Annotated in this window: 36 protein-coding genes and 1 pseudogene; 26 read left to right on the top strand and 11 right to left on the bottom strand. The window is 58.9% G+C overall.

Annotated elements, in window-relative coordinates:
- The first annotated feature begins 23 nt into the window (after positions 1 to 23).
- Positions 24 to 1,760, top strand: coding sequence for a PQQ-dependent dehydrogenase, methanol/ethanol family (locus tag OOT33_RS13905; protein ID WP_307750620.1), 1,737 nt, complete (start codon positions 24 to 26; stop codon positions 1,758 to 1,760).
- Between the two features lie 83 nt (positions 1,761 to 1,843).
- Entirely contained in the window at positions 1,844 to 2,500 is a 657-nt protein-coding gene (locus OOT33_RS13900; protein WP_307750619.1) for a response regulator, read from the top strand.
- Between the two features lie 11 nt (positions 2,501 to 2,511).
- Here OOT33_RS13900 and OOT33_RS13895 read toward each other — a convergent pair whose 3' ends face one another.
- From OOT33_RS13895 to adh, 4 genes are all read right to left on the bottom strand, one after another.
- Complete coding sequence (locus tag OOT33_RS13895; protein WP_307750618.1) at positions 2,512 to 4,758, bottom strand: NahK/ErcS family hybrid sensor histidine kinase/response regulator; 2,247 nt, start codon at positions 4,756 to 4,758, stop codon at positions 2,512 to 2,514.
- Positions 4,755 to 5,897, bottom strand: coding sequence for an FIST N-terminal domain-containing protein (locus tag OOT33_RS13890; RefSeq protein ID WP_307750617.1), 1,143 nt, complete (start codon positions 5,895 to 5,897; stop codon positions 4,755 to 4,757). Before OOT33_RS13890 ends, OOT33_RS13895 begins: the two co-directional genes overlap by 4 nt.
- A 70-nt stretch (positions 5,898 to 5,967) precedes the next feature.
- Positions 5,968 to 6,360: a DUF779 domain-containing protein gene (locus OOT33_RS13885; RefSeq protein WP_307750616.1), complete on the bottom strand. Its 393-nt coding sequence runs from the start codon at positions 6,358 to 6,360 to the stop codon at positions 5,968 to 5,970.
- A 124-nt stretch (positions 6,361 to 6,484) separates the two neighbouring features.
- A complete protein-coding gene (gene adh / locus OOT33_RS13880; protein WP_307750615.1) occupies positions 6,485 to 8,005 on the bottom strand; it encodes an aldehyde dehydrogenase in 1,521 nt (506 codons plus the stop codon).
- Between the two features lie 462 nt (positions 8,006 to 8,467).
- Between adh and OOT33_RS13875 the strand changes: the two genes are divergently transcribed.
- From OOT33_RS13875 to OOT33_RS13760, 24 genes and pseudogenes are all read left to right on the top strand, one after another.
- Positions 8,468 to 8,680, top strand: a complete 213-nt coding sequence (locus OOT33_RS13875; RefSeq protein ID WP_307750614.1) for a hypothetical protein — start codon at positions 8,468 to 8,470, stop codon at positions 8,678 to 8,680.
- Between the two features lie 177 nt (positions 8,681 to 8,857).
- Complete coding sequence (locus tag OOT33_RS13870; RefSeq protein ID WP_307750613.1) at positions 8,858 to 9,412, top strand: hypothetical protein; 555 nt, start codon at positions 8,858 to 8,860, stop codon at positions 9,410 to 9,412.
- Between the two features lie 302 nt (positions 9,413 to 9,714).
- The gene (locus OOT33_RS13865) at positions 9,715 to 9,894 is read left to right on the top strand and encodes a hypothetical protein (protein WP_307750612.1); all 180 of its coding nucleotides are present in this window, start codon (positions 9,715 to 9,717) and stop codon (positions 9,892 to 9,894) included.
- A gap of 37 nt (positions 9,895 to 9,931) precedes the next feature.
- On the top strand, positions 9,932 to 10,138 hold the full coding sequence (locus OOT33_RS13860) for a hypothetical protein (RefSeq protein ID WP_307750611.1): 207 nt from the start codon (positions 9,932 to 9,934) through the stop codon (positions 10,136 to 10,138).
- Complete coding sequence (locus OOT33_RS13855) at positions 10,135 to 10,356, top strand: hypothetical protein (RefSeq protein WP_307750610.1); 222 nt, start codon at positions 10,135 to 10,137, stop codon at positions 10,354 to 10,356. Before OOT33_RS13860 ends, OOT33_RS13855 begins: the two co-directional genes overlap by 4 nt.
- Positions 10,357 to 11,419: 1,063 nt before the next feature.
- Positions 11,420 to 11,575 (top strand): annotated as a pseudogene (locus OOT33_RS13850) (DfrB family trimethoprim-resistant dihydrofolate reductase); the annotation flags it as partial.
- A gap of 197 nt (positions 11,576 to 11,772) precedes the next feature.
- Positions 11,773 to 12,054: a hypothetical protein gene (locus tag OOT33_RS13845; RefSeq protein WP_307750609.1), complete on the top strand. Its 282-nt coding sequence runs from the start codon at positions 11,773 to 11,775 to the stop codon at positions 12,052 to 12,054.
- A complete protein-coding gene (locus OOT33_RS13840; protein WP_307750608.1) occupies positions 12,051 to 12,593 on the top strand; it encodes a hypothetical protein in 543 nt (180 codons plus the stop codon). The genes OOT33_RS13845 and OOT33_RS13840 overlap by 4 nt, the downstream gene beginning before the upstream one ends.
- A 175-nt stretch (positions 12,594 to 12,768) precedes the next feature.
- Complete coding sequence (locus OOT33_RS13835) at positions 12,769 to 12,993, top strand: hypothetical protein (RefSeq protein ID WP_307750607.1); 225 nt, start codon at positions 12,769 to 12,771, stop codon at positions 12,991 to 12,993.
- On the top strand, positions 12,990 to 13,190 hold the full coding sequence (locus OOT33_RS13830) for a hypothetical protein (protein WP_307750606.1): 201 nt from the start codon (positions 12,990 to 12,992) through the stop codon (positions 13,188 to 13,190). Before OOT33_RS13835 ends, OOT33_RS13830 begins: the two co-directional genes overlap by 4 nt.
- The gene (locus tag OOT33_RS13825) at positions 13,187 to 13,507 is read left to right on the top strand and encodes a hypothetical protein (protein ID WP_307750605.1); all 321 of its coding nucleotides are present in this window, start codon (positions 13,187 to 13,189) and stop codon (positions 13,505 to 13,507) included. Before OOT33_RS13830 ends, OOT33_RS13825 begins: the two co-directional genes overlap by 4 nt.
- A 43-nt stretch (positions 13,508 to 13,550) precedes the next feature.
- Positions 13,551 to 13,850 (top strand): hypothetical protein, encoded by a 300-nt coding sequence (locus OOT33_RS13820; RefSeq protein WP_307750604.1) that lies wholly within the window; start codon positions 13,551 to 13,553, stop codon positions 13,848 to 13,850.
- A gap of 279 nt (positions 13,851 to 14,129) precedes the next feature.
- Positions 14,130 to 14,372 carry a hypothetical protein gene (locus tag OOT33_RS13815; protein WP_307750603.1) on the top strand — a complete coding sequence of 81 codons (243 nt, stop codon included), beginning with the start codon at positions 14,130 to 14,132 and terminating at the stop codon, positions 14,370 to 14,372.
- On the top strand, positions 14,372 to 14,602 hold the full coding sequence (locus OOT33_RS13810) for a hypothetical protein (RefSeq protein WP_307750602.1): 231 nt from the start codon (positions 14,372 to 14,374) through the stop codon (positions 14,600 to 14,602). The genes OOT33_RS13815 and OOT33_RS13810 overlap by 1 nt, the downstream gene beginning before the upstream one ends.
- 91 nt (positions 14,603 to 14,693) lie before the next feature.
- The gene (locus OOT33_RS13805) at positions 14,694 to 15,020 is read left to right on the top strand and encodes a hypothetical protein (protein WP_307750601.1); all 327 of its coding nucleotides are present in this window, start codon (positions 14,694 to 14,696) and stop codon (positions 15,018 to 15,020) included.
- 97 nt (positions 15,021 to 15,117) lie between these two features.
- A complete protein-coding gene (locus OOT33_RS13800; RefSeq protein WP_307750600.1) occupies positions 15,118 to 15,324 on the top strand; it encodes a hypothetical protein in 207 nt (68 codons plus the stop codon).
- On the top strand, positions 15,321 to 15,569 hold the full coding sequence (locus tag OOT33_RS13795) for a hypothetical protein (protein ID WP_307750599.1): 249 nt from the start codon (positions 15,321 to 15,323) through the stop codon (positions 15,567 to 15,569). The genes OOT33_RS13800 and OOT33_RS13795 overlap by 4 nt, the downstream gene beginning before the upstream one ends.
- 25 nt (positions 15,570 to 15,594) lie before the next feature.
- Complete coding sequence (locus tag OOT33_RS13790; RefSeq protein ID WP_307750598.1) at positions 15,595 to 15,822, top strand: hypothetical protein; 228 nt, start codon at positions 15,595 to 15,597, stop codon at positions 15,820 to 15,822.
- A gap of 97 nt (positions 15,823 to 15,919) precedes the next feature.
- On the top strand, positions 15,920 to 16,222 hold the full coding sequence (locus OOT33_RS13785) for a hypothetical protein (protein ID WP_307750597.1): 303 nt from the start codon (positions 15,920 to 15,922) through the stop codon (positions 16,220 to 16,222).
- Positions 16,223 to 16,284: 62 nt separating this feature from the next.
- Positions 16,285 to 16,818: a hypothetical protein gene (locus OOT33_RS13780; RefSeq protein ID WP_307750596.1), complete on the top strand. Its 534-nt coding sequence runs from the start codon at positions 16,285 to 16,287 to the stop codon at positions 16,816 to 16,818.
- 3 nt (positions 16,819 to 16,821) lie between these two features.
- On the top strand, positions 16,822 to 17,067 hold the full coding sequence (locus OOT33_RS13775; RefSeq protein ID WP_307750595.1) for a hypothetical protein: 246 nt from the start codon (positions 16,822 to 16,824) through the stop codon (positions 17,065 to 17,067).
- A 76-nt stretch (positions 17,068 to 17,143) separates the two neighbouring features.
- On the top strand, positions 17,144 to 17,329 hold the full coding sequence (locus OOT33_RS13770) for a hypothetical protein (protein WP_307750594.1): 186 nt from the start codon (positions 17,144 to 17,146) through the stop codon (positions 17,327 to 17,329).
- Positions 17,326 to 18,003 carry a hypothetical protein gene (locus tag OOT33_RS13765; protein ID WP_307750593.1) on the top strand — a complete coding sequence of 226 codons (678 nt, stop codon included), beginning with the start codon at positions 17,326 to 17,328 and terminating at the stop codon, positions 18,001 to 18,003. The genes OOT33_RS13770 and OOT33_RS13765 overlap by 4 nt, the downstream gene beginning before the upstream one ends.
- Positions 18,004 to 18,024: 21 nt before the next feature.
- Complete coding sequence (locus OOT33_RS13760) at positions 18,025 to 18,354, top strand: hypothetical protein (protein WP_307750592.1); 330 nt, start codon at positions 18,025 to 18,027, stop codon at positions 18,352 to 18,354.
- A 664-nt stretch (positions 18,355 to 19,018) separates the two neighbouring features.
- Here the strand turns inward: OOT33_RS13760 and OOT33_RS13755 are convergent.
- The 7 genes from OOT33_RS13755 to OOT33_RS13725 are packed head-to-tail and all read right to left on the bottom strand — an operon-like array spanning position 19,019 to position 21,904.
- The gene (locus tag OOT33_RS13755; protein ID WP_307750591.1) at positions 19,019 to 19,813 is read right to left on the bottom strand and encodes a hypothetical protein; all 795 of its coding nucleotides are present in this window, start codon (positions 19,811 to 19,813) and stop codon (positions 19,019 to 19,021) included.
- Positions 19,814 to 19,816: 3 nt separating this feature from the next.
- Entirely contained in the window at positions 19,817 to 20,191 is a 375-nt protein-coding gene (locus tag OOT33_RS13750) for a hypothetical protein (RefSeq protein ID WP_307750590.1), read from the bottom strand.
- Positions 20,191 to 20,322, bottom strand: a complete 132-nt coding sequence (locus OOT33_RS13745) for a hypothetical protein (RefSeq protein WP_307750589.1) — start codon at positions 20,320 to 20,322, stop codon at positions 20,191 to 20,193. The genes OOT33_RS13750 and OOT33_RS13745 overlap by 1 nt, the downstream gene beginning before the upstream one ends.
- A 4-nt stretch (positions 20,323 to 20,326) precedes the next feature.
- Entirely contained in the window at positions 20,327 to 20,758 is a 432-nt protein-coding gene (locus tag OOT33_RS13740) for a hypothetical protein (RefSeq protein ID WP_307750588.1), read from the bottom strand.
- Positions 20,758 to 21,066 (bottom strand): DUF6527 family protein, encoded by a 309-nt coding sequence (locus tag OOT33_RS13735; protein WP_307750587.1) that lies wholly within the window; start codon positions 21,064 to 21,066, stop codon positions 20,758 to 20,760. Before OOT33_RS13735 ends, OOT33_RS13740 begins: the two co-directional genes overlap by 1 nt.
- Complete coding sequence (locus OOT33_RS13730) at positions 21,066 to 21,332, bottom strand: hypothetical protein (RefSeq protein WP_307750586.1); 267 nt, start codon at positions 21,330 to 21,332, stop codon at positions 21,066 to 21,068. The genes OOT33_RS13735 and OOT33_RS13730 overlap by 1 nt, the downstream gene beginning before the upstream one ends.
- Positions 21,329 to 21,904 carry a hypothetical protein gene (locus OOT33_RS13725; RefSeq protein ID WP_307750585.1) on the bottom strand — a complete coding sequence of 192 codons (576 nt, stop codon included), beginning with the start codon at positions 21,902 to 21,904 and terminating at the stop codon, positions 21,329 to 21,331. Before OOT33_RS13725 ends, OOT33_RS13730 begins: the two co-directional genes overlap by 4 nt.
- Between the last annotated feature and the right edge of the window lie 86 nt (positions 21,905 to 21,990).

Here is a 21,990-nt window from a genome sequence, read left to right as displayed (position 1 = left end):
TCGTATAACGGGAGGATGAGATCATGAAAGCACGATATTGGTGTTCTGCTGCGGCGCTGGCGACGTTTGTCCTGGCGACCCCTACACTGGCGAAAGGCCCGACGGACGCGGACCTTATGGCGGACGCAGCCAGCACGGGCGACGTTCTGACTTATGGCATGGGACCACGTGCCCAGCGTTTCAGCCCGCTAACCGCAATCAATGCCGGCAATGTATCGCGCCTGGTCCCGGCCTTTTCCGCATCGCTTGGTGGAGAAAAGCAGCGCGGGCAGGAGGCGCAGCCTATCGTGTATGACGGCACGATCTATGTGACAGGCTCCTATTCGCGCCTGTTCGCGTTCGATGCGCGCACCGGCGAAGAGAAGTGGCAATATGATGCCCGCCTGCCCGACGGCATCATGCCGTGCTGCGACGTCGTGAACCGCGGCGCGGCGATTTATGGTGACAAGATCATCTTCGCGACGCTTGATGCGCGCCTCGTGGCGCTCAACCGCGAAACCGGCAAGGTGATCTGGAACAAGGAGATCGGCGATTACAAGGCGGGCTATAGCGCCACCGCCGCTCCGCTGATCGTCAAGGGCATGGTCATCACCGGCAATTCCGGCGGTGAATTCGGTATCGTAGGATCGGTTCAGGCGCGGGACGTGAACACTGGCGAGCTGATCTGGAACCGCCCGATGATCGAGGGCCACATGGGCACCTTCAAGGGGCAGGACAACGGCATCACCGGCAAGACCAACGCCTCTTGGCCGGGTGACCTTTGGAAGACGGGCGGCGGTGCGACCTGGCTCGGGGGCACATACGACCCCGAGACGAATCTGCTGTATTTCGGAACTGGCAACCCTGCGCCGTGGAACAGCCATCTGCGCAAGGGCGACAATCTCTATACCAGCTCTACCGTCGCGATTAACCCGGATACCGGCAAGATCGTGTGGCATTACCAGACCACCCCCCATGACGGGTGGGATTTCGACGGTGTGAACGAGTTCATTCCGTTTGATGCTACCATCAACGGCAAACCGATGAAGCTTGGGGCCAAGGCAGACCGCAACGGCTACTTCTTCGTGCTCGATCGCACTAACGGCAAGTTCATCGGCGCGCATAAGTTTGTGATGCAGACGACCTGGGCCGATGGCTTCAACGCCAAGACCGGACGGCCCAACTACATCGAAGCCAACCGACCGGGCATGCCATCAGCCGACGGCAAGGGGTCGCAGGTTTTCGCGTCGCCCTCGTTCCTTGGCGGCAAGAACTGGATGCCGATGGCATACAGCAACGACACCGGCCTGTTCTATATCCCGTCGAACGACTGGGGCATGGACATCTGGAACGAGCCGATCGCCTATAAGAAAGGCGCGGCCTATCTGGGTGCAGGCTTCACGATCAAGCCGATCGCGGAAGACCATATCGGTGCGCTTCGTGCCATGGACCCCAAAACAGGCAAGATCGTCTGGGAGTACAAGAACAAGGCACCGCTGTGGGGCGGAGTGCTCACTACTGCGGGGAATCTCGTATTCACCGGTACGCCCGAGGGCTATCTGAAGGCATTTGACGCTAAGACCGGCCAGGAACTGTGGAAGTTTCAGACCGGCTCCGGCGTGGTCGGCTCGCCTGTAACCTGGGAGCAGGATGGCGAGCAGTATATCGCCGTCATGTCCGGCTGGGGCGGCGCGGTGCCGCTCTGGGGCGGCGAGGTCGCCAAGACCTTCAAGGATATCAATCAGGGCGGTGCGCTCTGGGTCTTCAAACTTCCGAGGTAAATATGATAGTCAGGGGACGCAGTCTAAGTTGGGATCCGCTGCGTCCCCGCCCACCTGTATCTATCACACAGACCAGAGTTGCCATGATCGATCACCCAACACTGGACAGAATTCTCATCGTAGACGACCATCCGCTGGTTCGTGATGGCCTCCGTAGTCTGATTGCAGTGACATTTGACGAGTGCGACATTCTCGAGGCTGCTAGTATCGAGGAAGCACTGACCACACTTTCCCGGCAGGACGAGTTCGATCTTGTCCTGCTGGATTTCAACGTACCCGATACGTCGCGGCTCGAGGGTTTGAAACGCATTCGATCCGAATATCCGATGGTGCCCATCGTGATGGTGTCGGGAGAGTTCGACCGCAATATCGTGCGGGAAGCCGTCGCTATCGGCGCGGCGGGCTTCATTCCCAAGTCGCTCAAACGCAGCGCCATCGTCGATGCGTTGCATCGCGTGATCTCAGGGGAAATCTACATTCCTGACATGGTAATGGAAAGTACCGCCGAAAGTCAGGAAGAAGACGACATACTCCGCCGCATCGAAAGCCTCACCCCCCAGCAGCGCGTCGTGCTTTCGCATCTCGTTCGCGGGCGGCTGAACAAGCAGATCGCCCATGATCTTGATGTTTCCATGACCACGGTGAAAGCCCATGTGTCGGCAATATTGCAGAAATTGGGTACCTATAGCCGGACACAGGCGGTCATTCTGGCGAACCGCGTCCATTTCGAAAACCCCTGAGGTCCTGCCCCTCAGCCATTCAAAGTATGAAGCAGGGCACGCAGCTGCGCGGGTTTGACCGGCTTACGGAGGACGGCGAGGTTCTGTTGTTTGAGATGAGCCTTGAGGTCGTCGCTGCGATCGGCGGTGATGATGATGGCAGGAATTTTTGCACCCAAATGGTCGAAGATCGACCGGATAGCCTGCTCGCCGGTCAGCCCATCATCCAGATGATAATCCGCCAGTATGACATCCGGTACGAAGCCTTGGTTCAAATGCTCCAGCGCCGTATCAGCGTCGACCGCTGTAGCCACCTCACACCCCCAGCCGGTGAGCAGCGTCTGCATCCCGACTTGAATTTGCGGTTCATTGTCGATCGCCAGTACACGGCGCGCGCGGATTGAATTCCCTCGAGCGACGCGGGTATCCTGTGTTTCCTTCGACATCGGCTCGCCTAGCGGAACCGTGACCGAAAAACTGGAGCCCTTTCCAAGCGCCGACACGAGCTCGAGCTGGGATCCAAGCTTTTCAGCCGCCCGCTTTACGATGGCAAGGCCAAGCCCCATGCCCGGTGTCGTCCGGTTCACGTCCAGCCTGCGAAATTCCTCGAAAATAGCTTCGCGATGCTCCGGCGCTATGCCGGGCCCTGTGTCGGTCACGGTAATTTTCACGTCTCCGCCGACTACCGTCGTGCGGATTTCCACTGAGCCTCTGCGAGTATATCGGATGGCATTCGAGACGAAGTTCTGGAGGATACGGCGCAGCAGCCTAATATCTGAATATACCCAGTCGCCGCGATTGGTGACCAGCAATTCCAAGCCGTTTGACTGAGCGATGGGCAGAAACTCCGTTCGTAGCGGGTCCAGCAACCAGTCGAGGTTGAAGTGTGTCCGCTCGGGCGTGACCGCCCCAGCATCCAGCCTTGAGATTTCCAGCAGCGCCTCGAGTAGATCATCCACGGAGTCCAGCGCCGTCGAAGTCTGGTCGATCAGGGTCCGGTTATGGGCGCCATGCCGCCGCTCGCCGAGCGAACCGATGAATAGGCGCGCGGCGTTCAGGGGTTGCAGAAGGTCGTGGCTGGCCGCAGCGATGAAGCTTGTCTTGGAGAGATTGGCTTTCTCCGCGGCCGTCTTGGCTTCCAGAAGTTGCGCCTCGATCGCGGTCTTTTCGGCGATTTCCGCCTCCAGCCGGCGGTTGACATGCATGAGTTCGGACGTTCGCTCCGCGACGAGGCGTTCCAGCACGTCTGCGGTCGACTGCAATACTTCGCGCGCGCGCAGCGCCTCGGTCACGTCGATAAAGACGACCACCATCCCGCCCCTTGCCAGCGTTGTAGTACGCACCTCCCATCTGGAATCGCCGACGGCGCACAATTTTATGTGCGGCTCGGCCGTATCCTCTTCGCGCCAGCCCAACACGTCCAGCGGTTCCATTCCTAGCGTATTGCGGCAATACTGGAGCAGGTCCCCGTGCGTTGCGATATGTGGTTTTGCATCGCCCGTAACCCCCAGCAGGCGTTGGAGCGAGCCGTTCCAGGCGGTCAGCTTCTTGTCGGCGTCAAACATGCAGACGCCCTCGGAAAGATTGTCGAGGATGGACTGCAAGGCTAGGTTCTGGGAAGCGAGCTCGAGCGTGCGCTGCAGGGCGTCCTGAGCCTTCACCTCCGTAATGTCGGTATAGATGCCGACTATGCCGCCTTCGCTTGTGCGCAGCTCGTTGATCTGTAGCCAGCGGCCGTCGCTGAGCGCCTGAACGTGTACCCCCTCGGCGATATTGTGTCGCGCCAGTCGATCCGTCACCCATCGGTCCGGAGCAACCAGTGCTCCGATGGGCCGCTGGCGCATGGCGATAAGGTGGGCGATATCATGAAAGGTTGGCCGTTCATGAATAACCTCCGCGACTTCGGGCCAGAAGCCGATATAGGCCTTGTTGCAGAGCACGAGCCGGTCTTCGGCATCGAACAGCGCAAAACCTTCCTGAATGGATTCGATCGCCTCGCGCAGGCGCATGCGCGCAGCGTCGGCATTGGCATGAGCTTCGGCCAACTGCACATTGACCGTTGCCAGCTTGGCCAAGGCGTCTTCCAGGGCGTGGGTGCGCTCTCGGACGAGCTGTTCGAGCGAGATTGCCGTTTCGAACATCGAGAACGCGCTGCCTTGCATGTCGGTCGAACGCTCGACGCGATCCATGAGGACGCTGTTAATCTTGCGAAGCTTGCGGACTTCCTCTCGCAAGTCTTCCAGCTCAGAAGGTGCGCTTGAGAGAGGCACGGCGCTCATCGACCGATTGCCAGCCCGCTGAACGTCTGGTTGACATGCAATGCGTGATATTGCTCGCCATAGGTGCTGAAGCCGACCACCCGATGCTTCTTCATCATTGATGAGACTTCTCTCGATATCTGCCGCTCGGAAGCGACGATACGGTTCAGCACACAGTCGAAGCCGACGATATGATCGATCCCGCCGACGCTGGAATCGATCTCGTTCAGCAGCGAGTTCAGATTTGCTACAACGTCTATCGGCTCGCCGATCGTCAGCACGATGCCCTCGTCGATCGCGCAATAGAAGGAAAGGCTGCCATCTTCATGAGCCGCCTGAATCGATCGAACATGATACTCGCCGCCCGCCCGCACCATGGGAGGATGAGCGGCAAACAGGGAGGTGCTCAGATCTGCAGGTGACCGGCCTGCAAGGCGGCAATATTCCTGTACCGCTGGTTCTGCGTTGATCTCGATGACGCGGCGCTCGGCGGGATCGGCCTCGGTCACCACCATTTTTGTCGAGCTGGCGCGGTAATGCTGCGCCTTGAAAGCCCGCAGGGGCCGCGTGGTCGAGAGAATCGCGACGACTGCGCTCGACGAGTGGAAATAGCCATCATGAAAGACGCTGGTTTCGCGGAACAGCAGCCCGTCGCCAGAGGACCCGCCGATCAGCGGAATTTCGCCCAGCGCCTCCTGAATGGTCATCGTCAGCAGTTCCTCTCGGTGCGACAGACCATCGACCAGGAACAGGGCAGCATGATTGACATTGCCCTCCAGCGCGCGCGCATCGCTCTCGGCCTGCGCCGACAGGGATCTGACCGCTTCTCTCGCCGAAGCGGGTTCGAACGCTTCGATGTCCGGGAACCTGTGCGTCAGAAACTGGAACACCGAGGACTTGAAACCGATGAACGCGATGCTGTTCTCGTCATAACCGGTTTCGGTTAGTTCGCCTGCGCTGGTACAACCGATTACCGGCAGCGCGCCGCACACGGTGCGAATGGCGCTCGCCAGAGCGTCCTTGTCGAAGCGGTAGGAGCAGAACACGAGTGCCCCTGCCAGCGCCGAAAGGTCCAGTTGCGCGGCAATCGCCTTCATCGCCTCCAGCGGATCGGCATCGTGCGACGACGCAAAGGCCACGCCAGATGTGCTTGCTTTCATTGAGCCGCTCTCCCGCGTCATCCATAATCTTTTTTTGACGCTACTCCAATCCGGATTGTAGTGCTGGCAGTCACGCGCCCCGTGGCGGTTCGCCTTTTTGATCGAGCAGTTGTGCTTCCGCATCGGTGAACACGCGCGAGCGGACGATAAACCTCAATCCTTCAGGACTTTCGAGCGACATGCCTGCCCCTCGCCCCGGCACGCAATCTATGGTCAGCTGTGTATGACGCCAATATTCGAACTGGGCTGCGCCCATCCACACCGGGATATCTCCCGCGACATGGCCCAGAAAGACATCCTGTGCTCCGACCCGAAACTCTCCGACAGGAAAACACATCGGGGATGACCCATCGCAGCAGCCTCCCGACTGGTGAAACATAAGCGGCCCATGAAGCGCCTTCAGTCGCTCGAGCAGGGCATCGGCGGCGGCGGTTGTCAACACGCGAGGCGGAGCTTCGGTCATCGCAGTCTCCTAAAGCTGGTACGCAATCGGGGCGATTATCCTCTTATTGCGAAAAGAAAGCGGGCGCCTGAGGGAAAGAGGCGCCCGCCATTATATGATCGATCAGCGGGTTCCGAGCTGTCGATCAGAAGAAGCCAAGCGCCTTCGGGCTGTAGCTCACCAGCATGTTCTTGGTCTGCTGATAGTGATCGAGCATCATCTTGTGGGTCTCTCGCCCGATGCCGGACTGCTTGTATCCGCCGAACGCGGCATGCGCTGGGTAGAGGTGATAGCAATTGGTCCACACACGGCCCGCCTGGATAGCCCTGCCGAACCGATAGGCGCGTGTCCCGTCGCGGGTCCACACGCCCGCTCCCAGTCCGTACAGCGTGTCATTGGCGATCGCGAGCGCCTCGGCGTCATCCTTGAAGGTGGTGACGGAGAGGACCGGACCGAAAATCTCCTCCTGGAAGATCCGCATCTTGTTGTGACCTTCGAGCACGGTCGGTGTCACATAATAGCCGTCTGCAAGCTCACCGCCGAGCGAGGCCCTGCCGCCGCCGGTCAGCACCTTTGCGCCCTCGTCCCTGCCGATGTCGATATAGGAGAGGATCTTCTCAAGCTGATCGTTCGATGCCTGTGCGCCGATCATTGTTGAGGGATCGAGCGGGCTGCCCTGCTTGATCGCCTGGACGCGGGCAATGGCGCGCTCCATAAACTTGTCGTAGATGCTTTCGTGCACCAGTGCACGGCTGGGGCAGGTGCAGACCTCACCTTGGTTCAGCGCGAACATGGCGAAGCCCTCAAGGCTCTTGTCGAAGAAGTCGTCATTCTCGTCGAGCACATCGGCGAAGAAGATGTTCGGGCTCTTGCCGCCCAGCTCCAGCGTGCAGGGGATCAGATTCTCACTCGCATACTGCATGATCAGGCGGCCGGTTGTCGTTTCGCCGGTGAACGCGATCTTGGCGATCCGCTTGTTGGTCGCCAGCGGCTTGCCCGCCTCGATACCGAAGCCGTTGACGATGTTCAGCACGCCCTCGGGCAGGATGTCGGCGACCAGCTCGGCCAAAATCATGATAGACATCGGCGTCTGCTCTGCCGGCTTCAGCACGACGCAGTTGCCGGCAGCAAGTGCAGGCGCGAGCTTCCATGCCGCCATGAGGATCGGGAAATTCCACGGGATGATCTGGCCGACGACGCCGAGCGGTTCGTGGAAATGATAGGCCACGGTGTCATGGTCGATTTCAGCTATCGAGCCTTCCTGCGCTCTCACGCAGGCAGCGAAGTAGCGGAAATGATCGATCGCCAGCGGAATATCCGCAGCTGTGGTTTCGCGGATCGGCTTGCCGTTGTCGATCGTTTCAACCATGGCGAGGAGGTCGAGATTGTCTTCCATGCGCTGCGCGACCCGGTTGAGGATGTTCGCGCGCTCCGTGGTCGACGTGCGGCCCCAAGCGTCTTTCGCCTTGTGGGCAGCGTCCAGCGCAAGCTCGATATCTTCGGCCGTCGAGCGCGCGATCTTGCAGACGCTGGCTCCGGTCACAGGCGAAATATTTTCAAAATACTGTCCGCGCACCGGCGCGACCCATTTGCCGCCGATGAAGTTGTCGAATTTCTCCTGGATCAGGGTCTTGCCGCTAAACTTGGCCATGGCTTGCTGAAGCATTTTCACTCTCCCGTGCCGAAATACCTATTTCTCGTCGCGAATGATGGTTCTCTGCGCGATCAAGGACAATTGGACTTTAGGCCAGTGAGAGGGGAAGGGCTGATCAGCTCGCTGGATCTGGTGATGGGGAGACGGCTCTTCGAGGGGCCACGACCGGTTGAATCATGCCGTATCAGCGGACGCGGCGCGCCTGTCCCCAGCAGCGGCGCATCGCTTGGCTTGGCTGGCTCATTACGTAAGACGTAGAGAAAATATGTGGTCGGGGAGAGAGGATTCGAACCTCCGGCCCCTGCCTCCCGAAAACGGCGATCCTGCGCGCACATGGCGGAAAAGCTGCACACAGCTGTGCACACAAATGCCGATCAGGGCATGATGTTCCCGCTTTGAGCACGGTGCGAGGTTCAAGGCGAACCTCTGGCCCCTGTCTACACACCACCCCCAAGCAAGTGATGGAGGGTTGTGATGGCGTTCTGTGATTATCACGCCTGCGATAACTGCGGCGAACGGAAGACGTTTTACGATGCCGACCACAACATCACATGCGCAGATGGCGATTGGCTGTACGACTACAACGCTCCAACATATCCAGGCTATCGTGTCTATGCGCTGTGCCATGAGTGCGCCAAGACGCATCGCATAGCTATCCTTCCCACCACCCCCGGAGCGCCGCTGTGATGGGCGCTCTAATCTACCACGGCACGCCAATGACGCCACGCGCTGCGCTAGAATCAGTGCTTCCCGGCAGGGGGGCATGCGTGTCGTTTTATCACCCTTATGATGTGGAGGCAGTCGAGGGCGTATGCCCCGACATAATGTTTCGACAATGGCGCTTATTCAGAGTGGCAAGCAGCAGTGAAACGCGGCGAGGAATGGTTCGTCCGCGACGATTGGACGCCGTATTTCCGTTGGCTCGAACCGAGAATTTACCATCCCGGCAGATGGGCGGTGATACCAGACGCACCCGGTGCTCCGTCCCAGCTCAACGATGGCCTGCTGAACGATTGGCCCTTCGGTCAGAAGGGTGCGCCGCTATTTCACTTCTCAGCCGAGGAGTTGAGGTTAGATCGCCTGCTCCGGTTATGCGAGCGATACGACCGGGTATGTCTGGGCTGGGTCGGCCACAAGAAGCTGGAGCCGGTAGGGTGCTCTGCCTATCATCGGCAGATGGCTCATATCGCCCACGCGCTCGGCAACAGATGGCCGGTGCTTCACATGATGCGCGGCGTGGCGGTAGCGTTCGATTATCCCTTCTTCTCCGCCGACAGCACCTCTCTGGCGCAGAACGGTCATCGCTATGACTGGCTCGATGCACAAGGCGACATGTTCGCACCGGCGGGCAGGTGGCGGGGGCGGAACCTGTATGCAGACCGGCTTGAGCGGAAATACCATGAAGCGATTGCGGCGTGAGATGTGTCGGTTGCGATTGGCTCAGCGATTGGCTGTCCGAATGAATAAGGCTGATGCCCGAAAGGGCTTCGGCATTCCGCATGGCGCATTAGTGCGCGCCTCCCACCCCAACGAGAGGAGAGGGTAGATGCCTGACATAGCCATGTGCAACGCGCAATGCCCGGTTTCCTTATCCTGTCGTCGCCATACGAACAGCGGAACGAAGCCGAGCTATCGGCAATCGTGGATGATGTTTGAACCTGAGAACGAGCGGGGATGCGGCGACTATTGGCCTACCCGCCCCACCAACGAAAGGACCACCCGTGGATAAGTTGAGCGACGAAGAATTGGGCAAGGCATTAGCGCCGGATTGGCCGCTGGATGCTCAACTGAAGCTAGTGGCCGCCATCCCGCCTGAAAAGCGCGCTGGGTACGAAATGCTGGTGTGGGTTGGAAACGAACTCAATGAGGGCCGGATACCTCCCGGCGTAATGGTGGACTGATGGATAAGTTGAGCGACCGCATAGGAAGGAATGGATGATGAGCCTACCACAATACATTCGCGGAACGGCTTTAGCTGCCGCTATTGACGCTTATGATAACGCGCGTTGTGCATTTCATGCGAGTGAGCATCAAATGTCAGACGCTAATAAAAACACGATTGCACCGATGATCCTTGAGGCAATTGCCGCTTGGGAGAAAGCAACCCAAGGATCAACAGAATTGCGCGGAGGGTTGATAACATGACCCGCCTATCAGACAAGCTGGAAACCGCGATGAAGGCCGGGACGCAGGGGGAGTGGAAATTTGTCCCGTGGCACATTGAAGAAGGTCCGCCAGCGGTGCGAGCAGAGGCTGGGTGGATAATCGCTACAACATCGAGTGACGCCGACGCGCAGGCTATTGCCCTGTTCATGAGCAACGCCACCGCCATCATCGCCGCACTTCGCGAGAGAGGAGAATAGGGATGGAAGAAGGATACGGCTGCATGATTGTCCTGCTACTTTTCATCATCGCTCTGAACACATGTCATGGAGGTTAAATCCAATGACTAATCAACCAATGACCCCCGAAGCTTTAGACCAATGGCGCTGTTTCCATTGCGATGAGGTATTCACCGATCGCTTCGAAGCCGCTCGACATTTTGGGGCAGACGAAAGCGCAACCACTGCATGCCAGATTAAAGGGGCTGAGGGCGGGCTGGTGCGCGCGCTGCGGGACGCTGAAGCTGAAACGGAGAAGGCTTATCGGTTAATGCATGATGAAAGTAACGACTTCGCCAAGGCATTTTATGCTGCGCAAACGCGTCATCAACAAGCATTGCTTCGAGCGGAGGAGCTTGGTTACGAGCGCGGACTTGACGACGGACGCCGCCTCGTCCGCGAGGATGTTAGGCCTGAGGTGGAAGAGCTGGAGATGTGCGACCAGTGCGATGGGTCCGGCTCCGGCGTGGCTGATACTATCTGCTTAAAATGTAACGGTAGTGGCGGAATACCGCAGGGGGCCGATGGTCGGCAAGCCCCTAGGCCACCGTTTCAGGATCGGGTAGCGCCGTGGATGCTGGAATGCTTCAATGCCGAGATTGCGGCAGATCAGATCGAGCGCACTGACCGCGCAACAGAAGAAATGCTTGAACTGTCTCAGGCGATCTGCGCTGCTAATGGCATTGACTTCGCGCCTCGCGCCCATGCGCTTGTGGACTATGTGGCGGGCAGACCAGTTGGCGAACCGGGGCAGGAGGTTGGCGGAACGATGGTGACGCTTGCTGCCCTGTGCTTAGCTTGCGGCCTCAGTATGGATGCTGAGGCTGAGCGTGAACTTGCTCGGATCATGCAACCAGAGATCATCGAAAAGATTAGAGCCAAGCAGGCTGCGAAGCCGACAGGATCAGCACTGCCTATCGCCCCCTCTCCAGAGACAGCCTTACCACAATCAAAGCGCAACAAGGCCATCATCCGAAAGATTGACGCATACACAGAGCAAATGGTGTTGCGTAATACCAAGCCAGAGACAGCGGAGCCGGTTGCTTTCCGCCTTGGCGACAATGTGCGCAAGAAGAAGGGCTCTTCATGGACCGGAACCGTTGTCGGCACCTATGCGACCGCTCTTACACCAGAAGGATACGCGGTCGAAAGCTACTATGAGAAAGGCAGTGTGCAGATATATCCTGCATCGGCGCTGGAGCCTTGGGAACCCGGCCCACAACAGACTGAGGTGGTGGAGGTTTTGGAGAAGGCGGACGCGGCCATCCGTGAAATGTTTCGCTATTACGATGGAGGCGAGACACGCGGCTCTTATGACGGGAAGCCGGAGCGCGCTCAATTGCGCAAGGCAGGCTATGCCACAACTAAAGCCCTCGCCGCCCTCAAAGGTTCGCGCCCATGACAGAGCCTGTTGAAGACGAAGCCATGTCCATCATTAGGCGAGCCGCTATTCTTCTTAAAGAAAGAGGCGATGGGTGTTGCACGCCCGGCGCGCATTACGAAATCAACCTTTCGCTTCCCAATGAGATGTCGATCAAGGTTACGCTGTCGGAGGAGCAATCTGCTCGGCTGCAAGAGCAGATCGAAAAGCACCCCTATCGTGTACCTTACATGGACAACGCGCTGCACGACTATTTTCAGGTGGCAGTCGCCAAGATTCTCGCCGGAGACATCATATGACCCAGATTACAGACAGCGATCGTGAGGCGATGGCCTTGGTCCTGAAAAATTCAGTCATAACCTTCGGCGGGGTAGTGCAAACCAACCTCGGAGAGGAAGCGGCAGAGGCTATCCAATCAACCACAGCCATGGCCGCCGAGATCGAGCGGTTGAAGGGGGTTGCCGCTAAGGCCGATCACGCACGAACATGCTACGCCCGTGCCCTCGAAAAGATGAGGATTGCGCTAGTCAATATCAACGATGGCTTAGAGGATGAAGGCGACCGCATATATCTCGGCAGCACTAATCATGCCGATGATATAAGGGCTGCGTGGCAGATTGCAGACAGCCTAAAATGGGATGAACTTTTAGAGCATACCCAACCTGAAACGCCTATCGCTGACACCAACCTGAAACTGCAAGCCGAGCTAGATCAACTGCGCCGCGAGAAGGCGGCGGCGGTGACGCTGCTTGGCCGGTCACTGGCCTATCTTCAATCTACCCTCGGCGTGACACAAGATATTCGCGCCTTCCTCGGCAAGCAGGAGCAGCGGACGTGAAAGAGAAGCAAGTATGGATATGCCCTAAATGCGGGCGCGCGTGGTCACCTTTTGTACAGGGGTGCGCCCCGTGCAGCAACAACTCTCCGCTACCGGTTGCGCCCAATACGGGGACGCCGCTTGGGCCTAGGGGAACTGCTGTTGTCACAGCACCTCGGCGGCGGATCATTCAATCATGACCGACCCCGCAACCATAGCGAGATCGCTGAGCGACAAGCAACGAAATGCCATCCTTTATGTCGGCGATAGTATCTGCTTATATCGCGAAGTGCACGGCAAAATCCGTATGTCCCTATTCAGAAAAGACATATTTATGTGCGCCCAGACGATTCCCGCAATGATGATGCTCACTGAGCTTGGCCTCGCCGTGCGCGCAATATTGCAGGAGGAGCAGAAATGACCGAAACGAAGTCGCTACAATTTTCGAGTATTGGGGTCGGCAAGTTAGGTGCGTTTATCACCGGCTTCGGAGACGGCGTTGAGCCTACAATGCTCAGAGCCGCGCAGCTTGACATGATCGAGTGCCGTATCCTGCGTATTGAAATGGCGCTGAGGCAGGCGGGTATCGAAGTCGAGGCCTTGGAGTTGCCGAAATGAAGGTGTCTCAGGAAGCGCTGATCGAACTAATATCCCGCGCGATCCAAGGCGAAATCCGCAGGCAGGGTGAACTGTACGAGCTTGAGGAAGGCGTAGAGGATCTGAACCGCCTCAGGATGTCAACAGGGGCTTCTGTCGATTTGCCACTGGTATCCAAGGCGGTGCTTGATGCGATCCGTGACAAGGTGAAGGAGGAAGCTGCGGGGGTGGCGGAGAGGCGTGTAGATCTTCTCGCAAGACTCGACGGGGCGAATGCTGACCAAAGACGCATGGAAGCCGCACACATCGCCGCCGCCATCCGGCAGATAGGGGAGTGAGGATGGCACCATCCCCGCAAACATGCTATGGAGGAAATCGACGATGTGTATAATCTGTGACGTTGGAAATGAACTCGGCGGCGAGTTCCTCGGAGCCGAGCTCCGTGCCCAGCAGGCGATGCGCGAGGCTGAGGCTGCGATGCTCAAGATCACAAAGATGTCGCCGGCGCTGAAGAAGAAATACGACCACTTCCACAAAGCGCTCGTCAGGGCTCGCAAGGAATATAATCGGGTTCAGTATCTCAGGGAGATACACCAACTTGAGGGCGAGCGAATTGCGCCTAAAGGCTGGTCACATGGGGACACCGTTCAGATCCCGGTGATCCGCGGCGGCGCGACTTAGTAAGCGTATGAGCAGACTTCCAAAGCAATTTTTGCCGCCTCTGTGCGGCATTTTTTTGTGTTATTCTCATACCACTGACTAACGCAAAGTATAAAATACAACACACGACAGAAAAAAGCGGTTCCTCAGCGCTTGCATCTTTCCATTTGCCTAGGTAGGACCCGCATTTATTTTGCATATATTTGCACTATTCACTTGCATTTAACGATTGCCCGCATATTTATAGTGCATCAGCAACGATGGACTGACCGGCCAAGCGGTCATTGAGTGGAGACATTTATGCAATCAGTCACAATCATGAAGGCCGGGCCATATGAGCTGATCAGCTTAGGCAATGGCCTTGCTTATGAGTTGAACAACCACGGCAATGAGAACGGCGCGCCGTGGTCATTATTCGTGCAAGGCGATGACGCCGCGCAATTCCGCCAGGAGATTGACGCCATGGAAGCCGCGCACCCCTCTATGCCGTCCCGTGACGTGCTAGGCTATATGTGGGCGACATACTGGCAGGGGGCGGAATGATGCACGTCAATGTCAAGCCGCCCAAAGGCGCGATATATGAGACGCCAGCACAAGCTATTCAGCATATATGGCTTTATGGCCTATTCCCGCAACGGCATTGGCAAGATGTCAGTTTTGGCCGCGACATAGCCGCAATCAGGCGCGTGCATGAAGCTATGAAGGCAAAAGACTATGGCGCATTCATCGCCCATAAGCGGCGCGGCTTTTGGCGCGTGGAATTGGCGCAATGACTCGCCCGCTATCCCTAGCCCGCCATGCCCTACGGCATGACTTCCCCGCATTCATCGGCCTTGCCGTCATCATCATAGGAGCTTGCTTGATATGATCGCGCAATCCTGCACCATATATTTCCTTGGCGCCTATCGCCCCTGCTACATCGAGGCAGAAACATCGCTGGAACTGGCGCGAAAGATAAGCGCCGCTATCGCCTCCATGCCGGAAGATCTGCGCGCGTTTCTGGCGCAGGCGTGGCAGGACATAACCAAAGAGATTCAGCGCAAGAACTATGCCGCGATGTCTATTGAACATTGCAACAAGGGGATAAGCTGGCAGTCTAAGCCAATCGACGATTGGACACGCGGCCTAGCCGCCTCGCTGGGCGATATGCCTGCCGCTCCCGGCCTAGACTATGATCAAGGGATTGTCTGACGTGATACCTATTAACCGCAACACATTCGCCGTTGGCACGGTGGCGTTCTGGCGTAGTGCCGCCCCTCATTACGGCGTCCGGTCATGGCGTAGCGCAATGGACCGCTTTGCCGTTCAGCACGGCAAGGCAATCGCCATGCTCGCCAATGACGGCGCCGTTATCGTGGAACGCGGCCCTATGCGCCGCAATGGCACATTCCAGCTTGCCCGCCATGAATTTAGCCCGGCCGATGTCTTTTGGCATGAAGGCAATTGCGGCGATGTCTATGCACGGATCACCGAACGGGAAAGGGCGCAAGCATGAAGCGCATTGATCCCGCCACACTATCCCGCGCCGATGCAATTGCCTTCCGCGAAAGCGAGATGGCCCGGCTGGAAAGCGCCCGCCTTGTCGCTGGCATAGCAGGCGGCCCATTGAAGCGGCGCGCCAAGCAAGCCGCGTCCGCTCATCATGCGAACGTCATGGCCCTAAGCGCCCGGATTGACGGCCCTATCCCGCCGGACGTGCAAGCGATGACCGATGACGAATTGCTGGCCGCGCTGGCCTGAACCCTCTTTCATAGGAATAACGACGATGACCGTATACAACCCCATAGAGGCCATGAACCGGCTTAAGGCGGCGGGCCTGCCTGCCAAGCAAGCGGAGGCATTGGCGAACGAGCTGCATGGCGTTATAAACGACCTTGTGACGACCGAGCAGCTTAACCACGCGCTGGCAAAACAGGCGCTTTACATCATCGGCATTCTTGGCACGATGATCGTGGGAGCTGCCACTGTGCTGGGCGTCATCCTCTCCAAATAAGCCGAAACCTACCCCCTTTGATGGAAATAAGGGGGTAGGTCCGGGCGCACTCGCCGCGCGTCCGCTGATGATGGCAGGCGATTGAATGGAATGAGACATGCAACAGGCAATCGAAACGAAATATCATGGCCCTACAAATAGCAGCGGATCGCGCATTAGCGCCAAAGCGTGGGCAGGCTCTACACGAGTGCACTACAACCATGCACTTAACGCGGACCAAAATCACTTGGCCGCAGCTAAAGCCCTCGCTGAGAAAATGGAATGGCGCGGTCTTTGGATTGGTGGGGGCAAGCCGGACCAGCGCGGTTACGTCTTTGCCTGCCTGCCCGGTTCCTACAGCCGTGAATGGCTTGAGAAGTATATCAACGGCGTAGAGGATGTGGACTGGTTCTGCATCTAACCCCCTCCCATAGCAAGCCGCCCCTTTCGTGGAAAAGGGCGGGCAGGACAAGGAATTGAGACATGACAAAGTGGAAAGTGATTTGCGCCGCACGCGCAACGATACAAGAGGTTTGGCACGTTGACGCCGACAGCGCCGAAAGCGCCCGCGAGATCATGGAGGATTACGCGGCCAACGGCGGCGAAGGCGTGGAATTTATCGGCCAGGATGTTGACGGAGAGGAGGAGGGGCGGGAAGTCCGGTGTGTGCTGGAATTGCCGGAGGATTTTGCGCCCACCCCTTGCCCTGAATGTAACGGTTTAGGTGCCAACCCTAAGACCGGAGAAATGTGTGACCCCTGCCTAGGTGGCGGCGAGCGCAGGCATACGCCCGATTGCCCTGCAACTGACGGCTTCGGGTGCCGGTGTGATGATCTGCGCGCCGCGCCTAATCTATTAGCCGCCGCACAAGCTGTGCTCGATGGCGGCTCATGGAACGACGACGGATCATTTGTCTATTGGCCGCCCGATGGCGCTGCCGATGATGATGAGGGCGCGATAGGCGATTTATCGGCGGCGATTGCCAAGGCGACCGGCGCGGCAACGGTGAAGGGTTGAGCTATGTCCGAACCGATAAAGATTGCCGTCATCATCGAGGGCGGGCTTGTGCAAAGCGTCCTATCGGCTGGCGTTCCGGTTGAATATGTCGTGATTGACTATGACACGGAAGGCGCGGACGACGCGGACTTGCTGGATGTGCCCCAGGACGGCGGCGGGACGGTGCGAGCCTTTGCCCATCGCCGCGATGCTGAAATTGACGGGCCGTTCGTTCTGGCCGCATGGGACGCGGCGCGCGATCTGGCGTAAGGCGAAACACCACCTTTCCCGGTTTAGGGCCGGGGGAGGGGCAGCATAGGCCCGCTCGTGGGAATAGGAGGAAGATATGATCGTGTTGTCCGCGCGTGAAGAAGTTGCCGATCTTGAAGGAGCATGCTTCCAAGTCGTTGATCTGTGCAATCGCCTTGGTGTTGGAATCGATCTGGATTTCAAAGGAAACCTGATAGCAGCGCGACCGGGCGCACATCCGTACAATTTGGTGCAGACGTATAAGCGCGAGAATGGATTATGACCCCCCATCCCGCTCTTTCACGCCGCCCACGCGAGCTGGTTGCGCTCGCCGGCGAGTGGCGCGGCAGCCTGCCCGATGGCGGGGCGATGGTCGAGGAAAAGAAGGACGGTGTCCGCGCCCATTACATTGGCGGCACACTGCGCACCCGCGAGGGGATCGAGATCGGCGGGGCAGGACATATCTTGCACCGCCTCGCCGGGATCGAGCGGGTATATGGGCGGCCTCTCATGTTTGATGGGGAATTCATCGCGCCCGGCGGCTATCTGGCAACGCTCAGGCACATAGGGCAGGGGCTACGCGCGCCGGAGGGTGGCACTCTCCACTTGTTCGATTGCCTTCATGCATATGAGTGGCAGACTAACGATTGCGACCGCCCCCTGTATGAGCGGAAGGCCATGCTATCCTCTCTCGTGAGAATACAGAGTGATTCCGATGACGGGTGGACGTGGAGGGCCGGGACGTATGGGAAAGAGCCTGACGGGCCTCCTGTGGCCATTATACCGGATACATGGTGCGCGACCCAGGCCGAGGTGGAGCAGATGGCATCCGAGATATGGGCGCGGGAAGGGGAGGGCGTTATGCTAAAGGATGCGGAATCGGTTTACCGGCGCGAGCGGTCGAACGCCTGGCGCAAGTACAAGCGCAACGGCTGGGCAACGCGCAAGGTCGCGTGACCCCCTTTCGGGAGTGAGACAGTGGAATACGAACTGCAGGAGATCGAGGCCCACCAAGGCCCAGATGTCACCTTTGAGGGCCGCCTGCTGGGCAAATATTCAGCGCGCAGCAAAAGCTCGACCCGCTGGACCGATTACGAGGTGTGGGAGACGCGCGGCGGGGCTTGGATCGTGGTGATCATCGGCCGCACGAGTGAGGAGAGCGAGCAGGACTATTACAGCGTCAAGGTGCTGGCGCCGGGCGACGATCAGGCTCGCGTCATCGAGGCGATGGACTTCATGCGCTGGGGCTATGGCCCGCGAGCGCTGGCGAAGAAGCTGGGGTGGAATTTGAAGGTGAGGGTGGATTGATGTCTATACTATTGGAAGCAAGATTGGCCCCGGAGAATGCCTTGCGGGCTGCGCTTGATAAGATGAAAAGCGCTGGCCCTTGGTCTGAGCGCGACGTTGAGGCAATGGAGATATTGCGGGATGCATTACGCCAATTCGATATCTGCCAAGATATTGACGAAGCGAAGCTCCAAGGGGGCTCATTGAATGATGTCCGGATCAGGAAGGGCAAAGACCCATTGTAATGAGGGTTAATTAATGACCGGGCTTTGGGCTGCGTTCTCTCTGATATATCGGCTTGTGCCTATCCGGAGATTCACCGGCCCCGCTGCCTACTCACCCGTTTCGTCTGTCAGTCCGGTTGCCAGAATCCTTAGACCGCCTCGGTGGCAACACTGTACGGATTTGGTAAGGCGCCGTCCTCTACATCCGGGGATGCAACACGCGCCGCCTCCTGAACAATATATCCCCCTTTCGTGGGAAAGGGAATCCCTCATCGGCGGAAAGCACTGACGAAACGTCCGACACTGGCGCAATCTCTGCACGCACATGGAGACGCATTATCCGGGAAAGCGCAGATTTGCGCCATTCCACTCAACTGACGTTTCTTATATAACTGACACTAGCGGGCGCTGGGCCAGCCGTGACCCCAACCCAGCGCCCTACCGGCCCGGAGCGCCGGATCTCAGATGAGAGACAATATTGAGAACGAGCGGCTATAGGTGCCCGGCTTGCTCTGACCGCCGACCGCAAACGGGTTTGTCCGCACCACGCCGAAGTAGGTTTTGGCCTGACGATAGACCGTGGACTCAGGGTCGAAGCACCAGAGTGCAGGATTGCGTGTCCCCAGCTTCTTCATCAGCGGCGCGAACATTGTCATCTCCTCAGCCTCGGTCAGCCATTCGAGATCGAACTTGAGCGTGCGCAGGATGACGCCGCTTGTCTGGTCGGCAACGCCCCAGCGGCCGAAGTCGATTTCGCCCTGATCCTCCACCCCCATCTCGAAACCTGCTGAGTAATAACGGCTCGGAGTGACCTTCTGGCCGAGGATCAAATTGGCGGCTTCAAAGTCCCCGGTGTGGGATCCGATGTCGATGCGCCACCATTGCTTCGTCTGGACCGACGGCAGCGACCAGTGGGAGTGATAGAGGCCATCGTCGCTGGTGATTGACGGGCTGATGAAAGGCTGCGCGCTGCTGTCATAGTCCGCGGTTCCGTCCACCTCGGCCTGAGTGTCGCCCAGCCGAATGCGAATGGTCGTTGCGGATATTGCGTTTGCAGCCTGCATCTGCACGAAATCGACCGGCTTTGCGGAGCCAAAATTACCTCGCACCCAAAGATTGGTGTTGCCGTTCGACTTCCACGTCATCCCAATGTCGACGAACTCATTGAGGTGCGCCGCGGGCTTCGCGCTGATCTCGTTACCTGTGGTTATCGTCCCCAGCGGTGTGGGCACGACGACGAATGGCAATTGCGGCATATGTTATCCCCAGGTCATGACGGATGACTTCTCCGCCTCGAAATCAATCCCCAGCTCGACGATCGCGGCCGACAGGTTGGCCATCCGCTCGGTGTCCGACACTGTGACGGCCGGAGTGGTCTGGTTGTAGGTGAGCCCGAGGGCAAAAGATTCGCCGGATATGCTCTGCTGAAACCTGCGGCGGTCTGCGCTGAGCAGCGCCTTGCGGGCGTTGCACACGGATTGCGCATCGGCCACGTCGTCGAAATACGTCTCCAGCGGCGCATCCGTCTTGCGCGCGAGTTTGCCGTACTTCGTGTCGACGGTGGAGTCCGGCCCGGCGGTGACGGTTCGGAACTCCTGCGTGATGAAGCCGATGCGGGAAGCGGTGGCGGGCATCAGTCTTTCCTCTCATTCCACTCGATCGCGTCGGCGCGCGCATCGGCATGGGCATTCACCGCGTGGGCGTGCTTGATCGAGCAATCGTCGAGCAGCTTGATCGCCTCCTTGAGCTTCAGCGCCATCGCCATCAGATCAAGGGTCTGGAGTGGGGTCGGTCTTGAGCACGGCGCACGAAATTCCGCCTCGATCGGTGCTGGCACAGGCGAGAGCCGCGAGGGCGCGGTTGATTTCGGCGCGCACGCCGGGAGGGTAGCCAAGAGCAGGATCGGTATAACGGACCTCATGGGTCATCTCCTTGATGATGCGCGCGTCTCCGGCGGCGGTGTTGGCGGCGATGGTGGCGAGGGTGGCGCGGTCTTGCGCAGAGCGCCGGTTCTCGCGGGCGATGGCGCGGGCTTCGACATCGCGCACAGCGACCAGCACCCGCGTCGTGAGCCGGGCGGTGCGGGCATCGGCGGCACGCTCCGCCGCGTCATGCCCCGAATCGTAAATCCACCACACGCCGAACAGAACGGCGCAGACGATGCCGATATGGGGCAGGTAGCGCAGGAGGAGGGCGGGCATCAGCAACTCCGCCACTCGCCAGCGGTCAGAAAGCCGTGCCATTTGCAGGGTAGGCCGCTGTTGTAGACCGATGGCGTCAAGGTTGGAGATTCCTCGTTGCCATCCCATTCCCACTCCGAGGTCTGCGTACGCCCCTCACCCTTGGCCCTGATCGGCAGATAGCCCTCCTGCCCACACCCGCAGGGGCAACGAAAGCCAATACCCGCTATCCCTTCGGAGCGATAATGGAGGCGCATCTCGATTGCGCCGGGCGTCTGCCCCGCATCGCTGTCAATGTCGTCAACAACAACTGCTTTCAAACCGGCCATCACAAATCTCCTTGCTGCTTTTCAGTGGTGACGGGCACCGGATCGCCGGGCGGATTGTCGATGCGCACATGCCCACCCGAAACGATCGTCTCTATCTTGCCGATCATCTCGCGGATGGCGAGAAACGTGGCCGTCATCCACCCGGCCTCGGTCTTGCCGATCCCCTCGTTGCCCGGCCAGAACACCATCCACAAAAAGCCAATCAGCGCCGCGCACAGCAGGGCGAGCAGCCACACCGCCGTGTGACGCAGGCGGGTGCCGGTCATCGCGCCCACTCGCCCGTCTTGCCATGCAGCCAGGTCAAAAACTGCCCCACGGTCTTGCCCTGCAATATCGAGGGATTGGCGCGCGTGGCCGCCTCACCAGCGATCTGGTCCGCCCGCGCGCTCACATCCGCGCCGATCACCTGCGCCGCCATGCCAGCGCCGAAGAAATGCGCGGCATAAAGCGAGGCCTTGTTGATGGGGATGCCCTTGTCCCGCAGCACGGCGGCATTCTTGGCGGTGAATGTCTTGGCGCGGGCAATCTGCTCCTCGCGCGATGGCAACAGACCGCCGAACGCCTTGGCCGGGTCATTGCCCCATTTTCCGCCCTCGGCAATCCATGTCGTGCGGATGAACTGGAACAGGCCGGAGGCGGACGAGCTGTTGGCCTTGACGTAAGGCCGGTCGCCACTCTCGATCTTGGAGAGCATGGGCCAATAGTCATCCGGGATCTCGGTGGATGGCGCTGATGCGGTCATGCCCAGCGCCTTGGCGATAGCCTCCAGCGTCGCCGGGCCGGGCACGCCATCGGCGTGCACGCCCACCCGGCGCTGAATATCAGCCCAGCTCGTCATATTACCTCCATTTCGGTGTATCCGTCCCGAAGCGGGACAGATTTCGGGGATGGACACTCCGCTGCACCGCAGCGCATGGTGCGCGC

It is taken from the genome of Sphingobium sp. DEHP117, from assembly GCF_030867385.1.
In the GTDB taxonomy this organism is placed as follows: Bacteria; Pseudomonadota; Alphaproteobacteria; order Sphingomonadales; family Sphingomonadaceae; genus Sphingobium.
The sequence above is the reverse complement of the archived record's forward strand: the minus strand, read 5'-3'. Positions and strand labels throughout refer to the sequence as shown.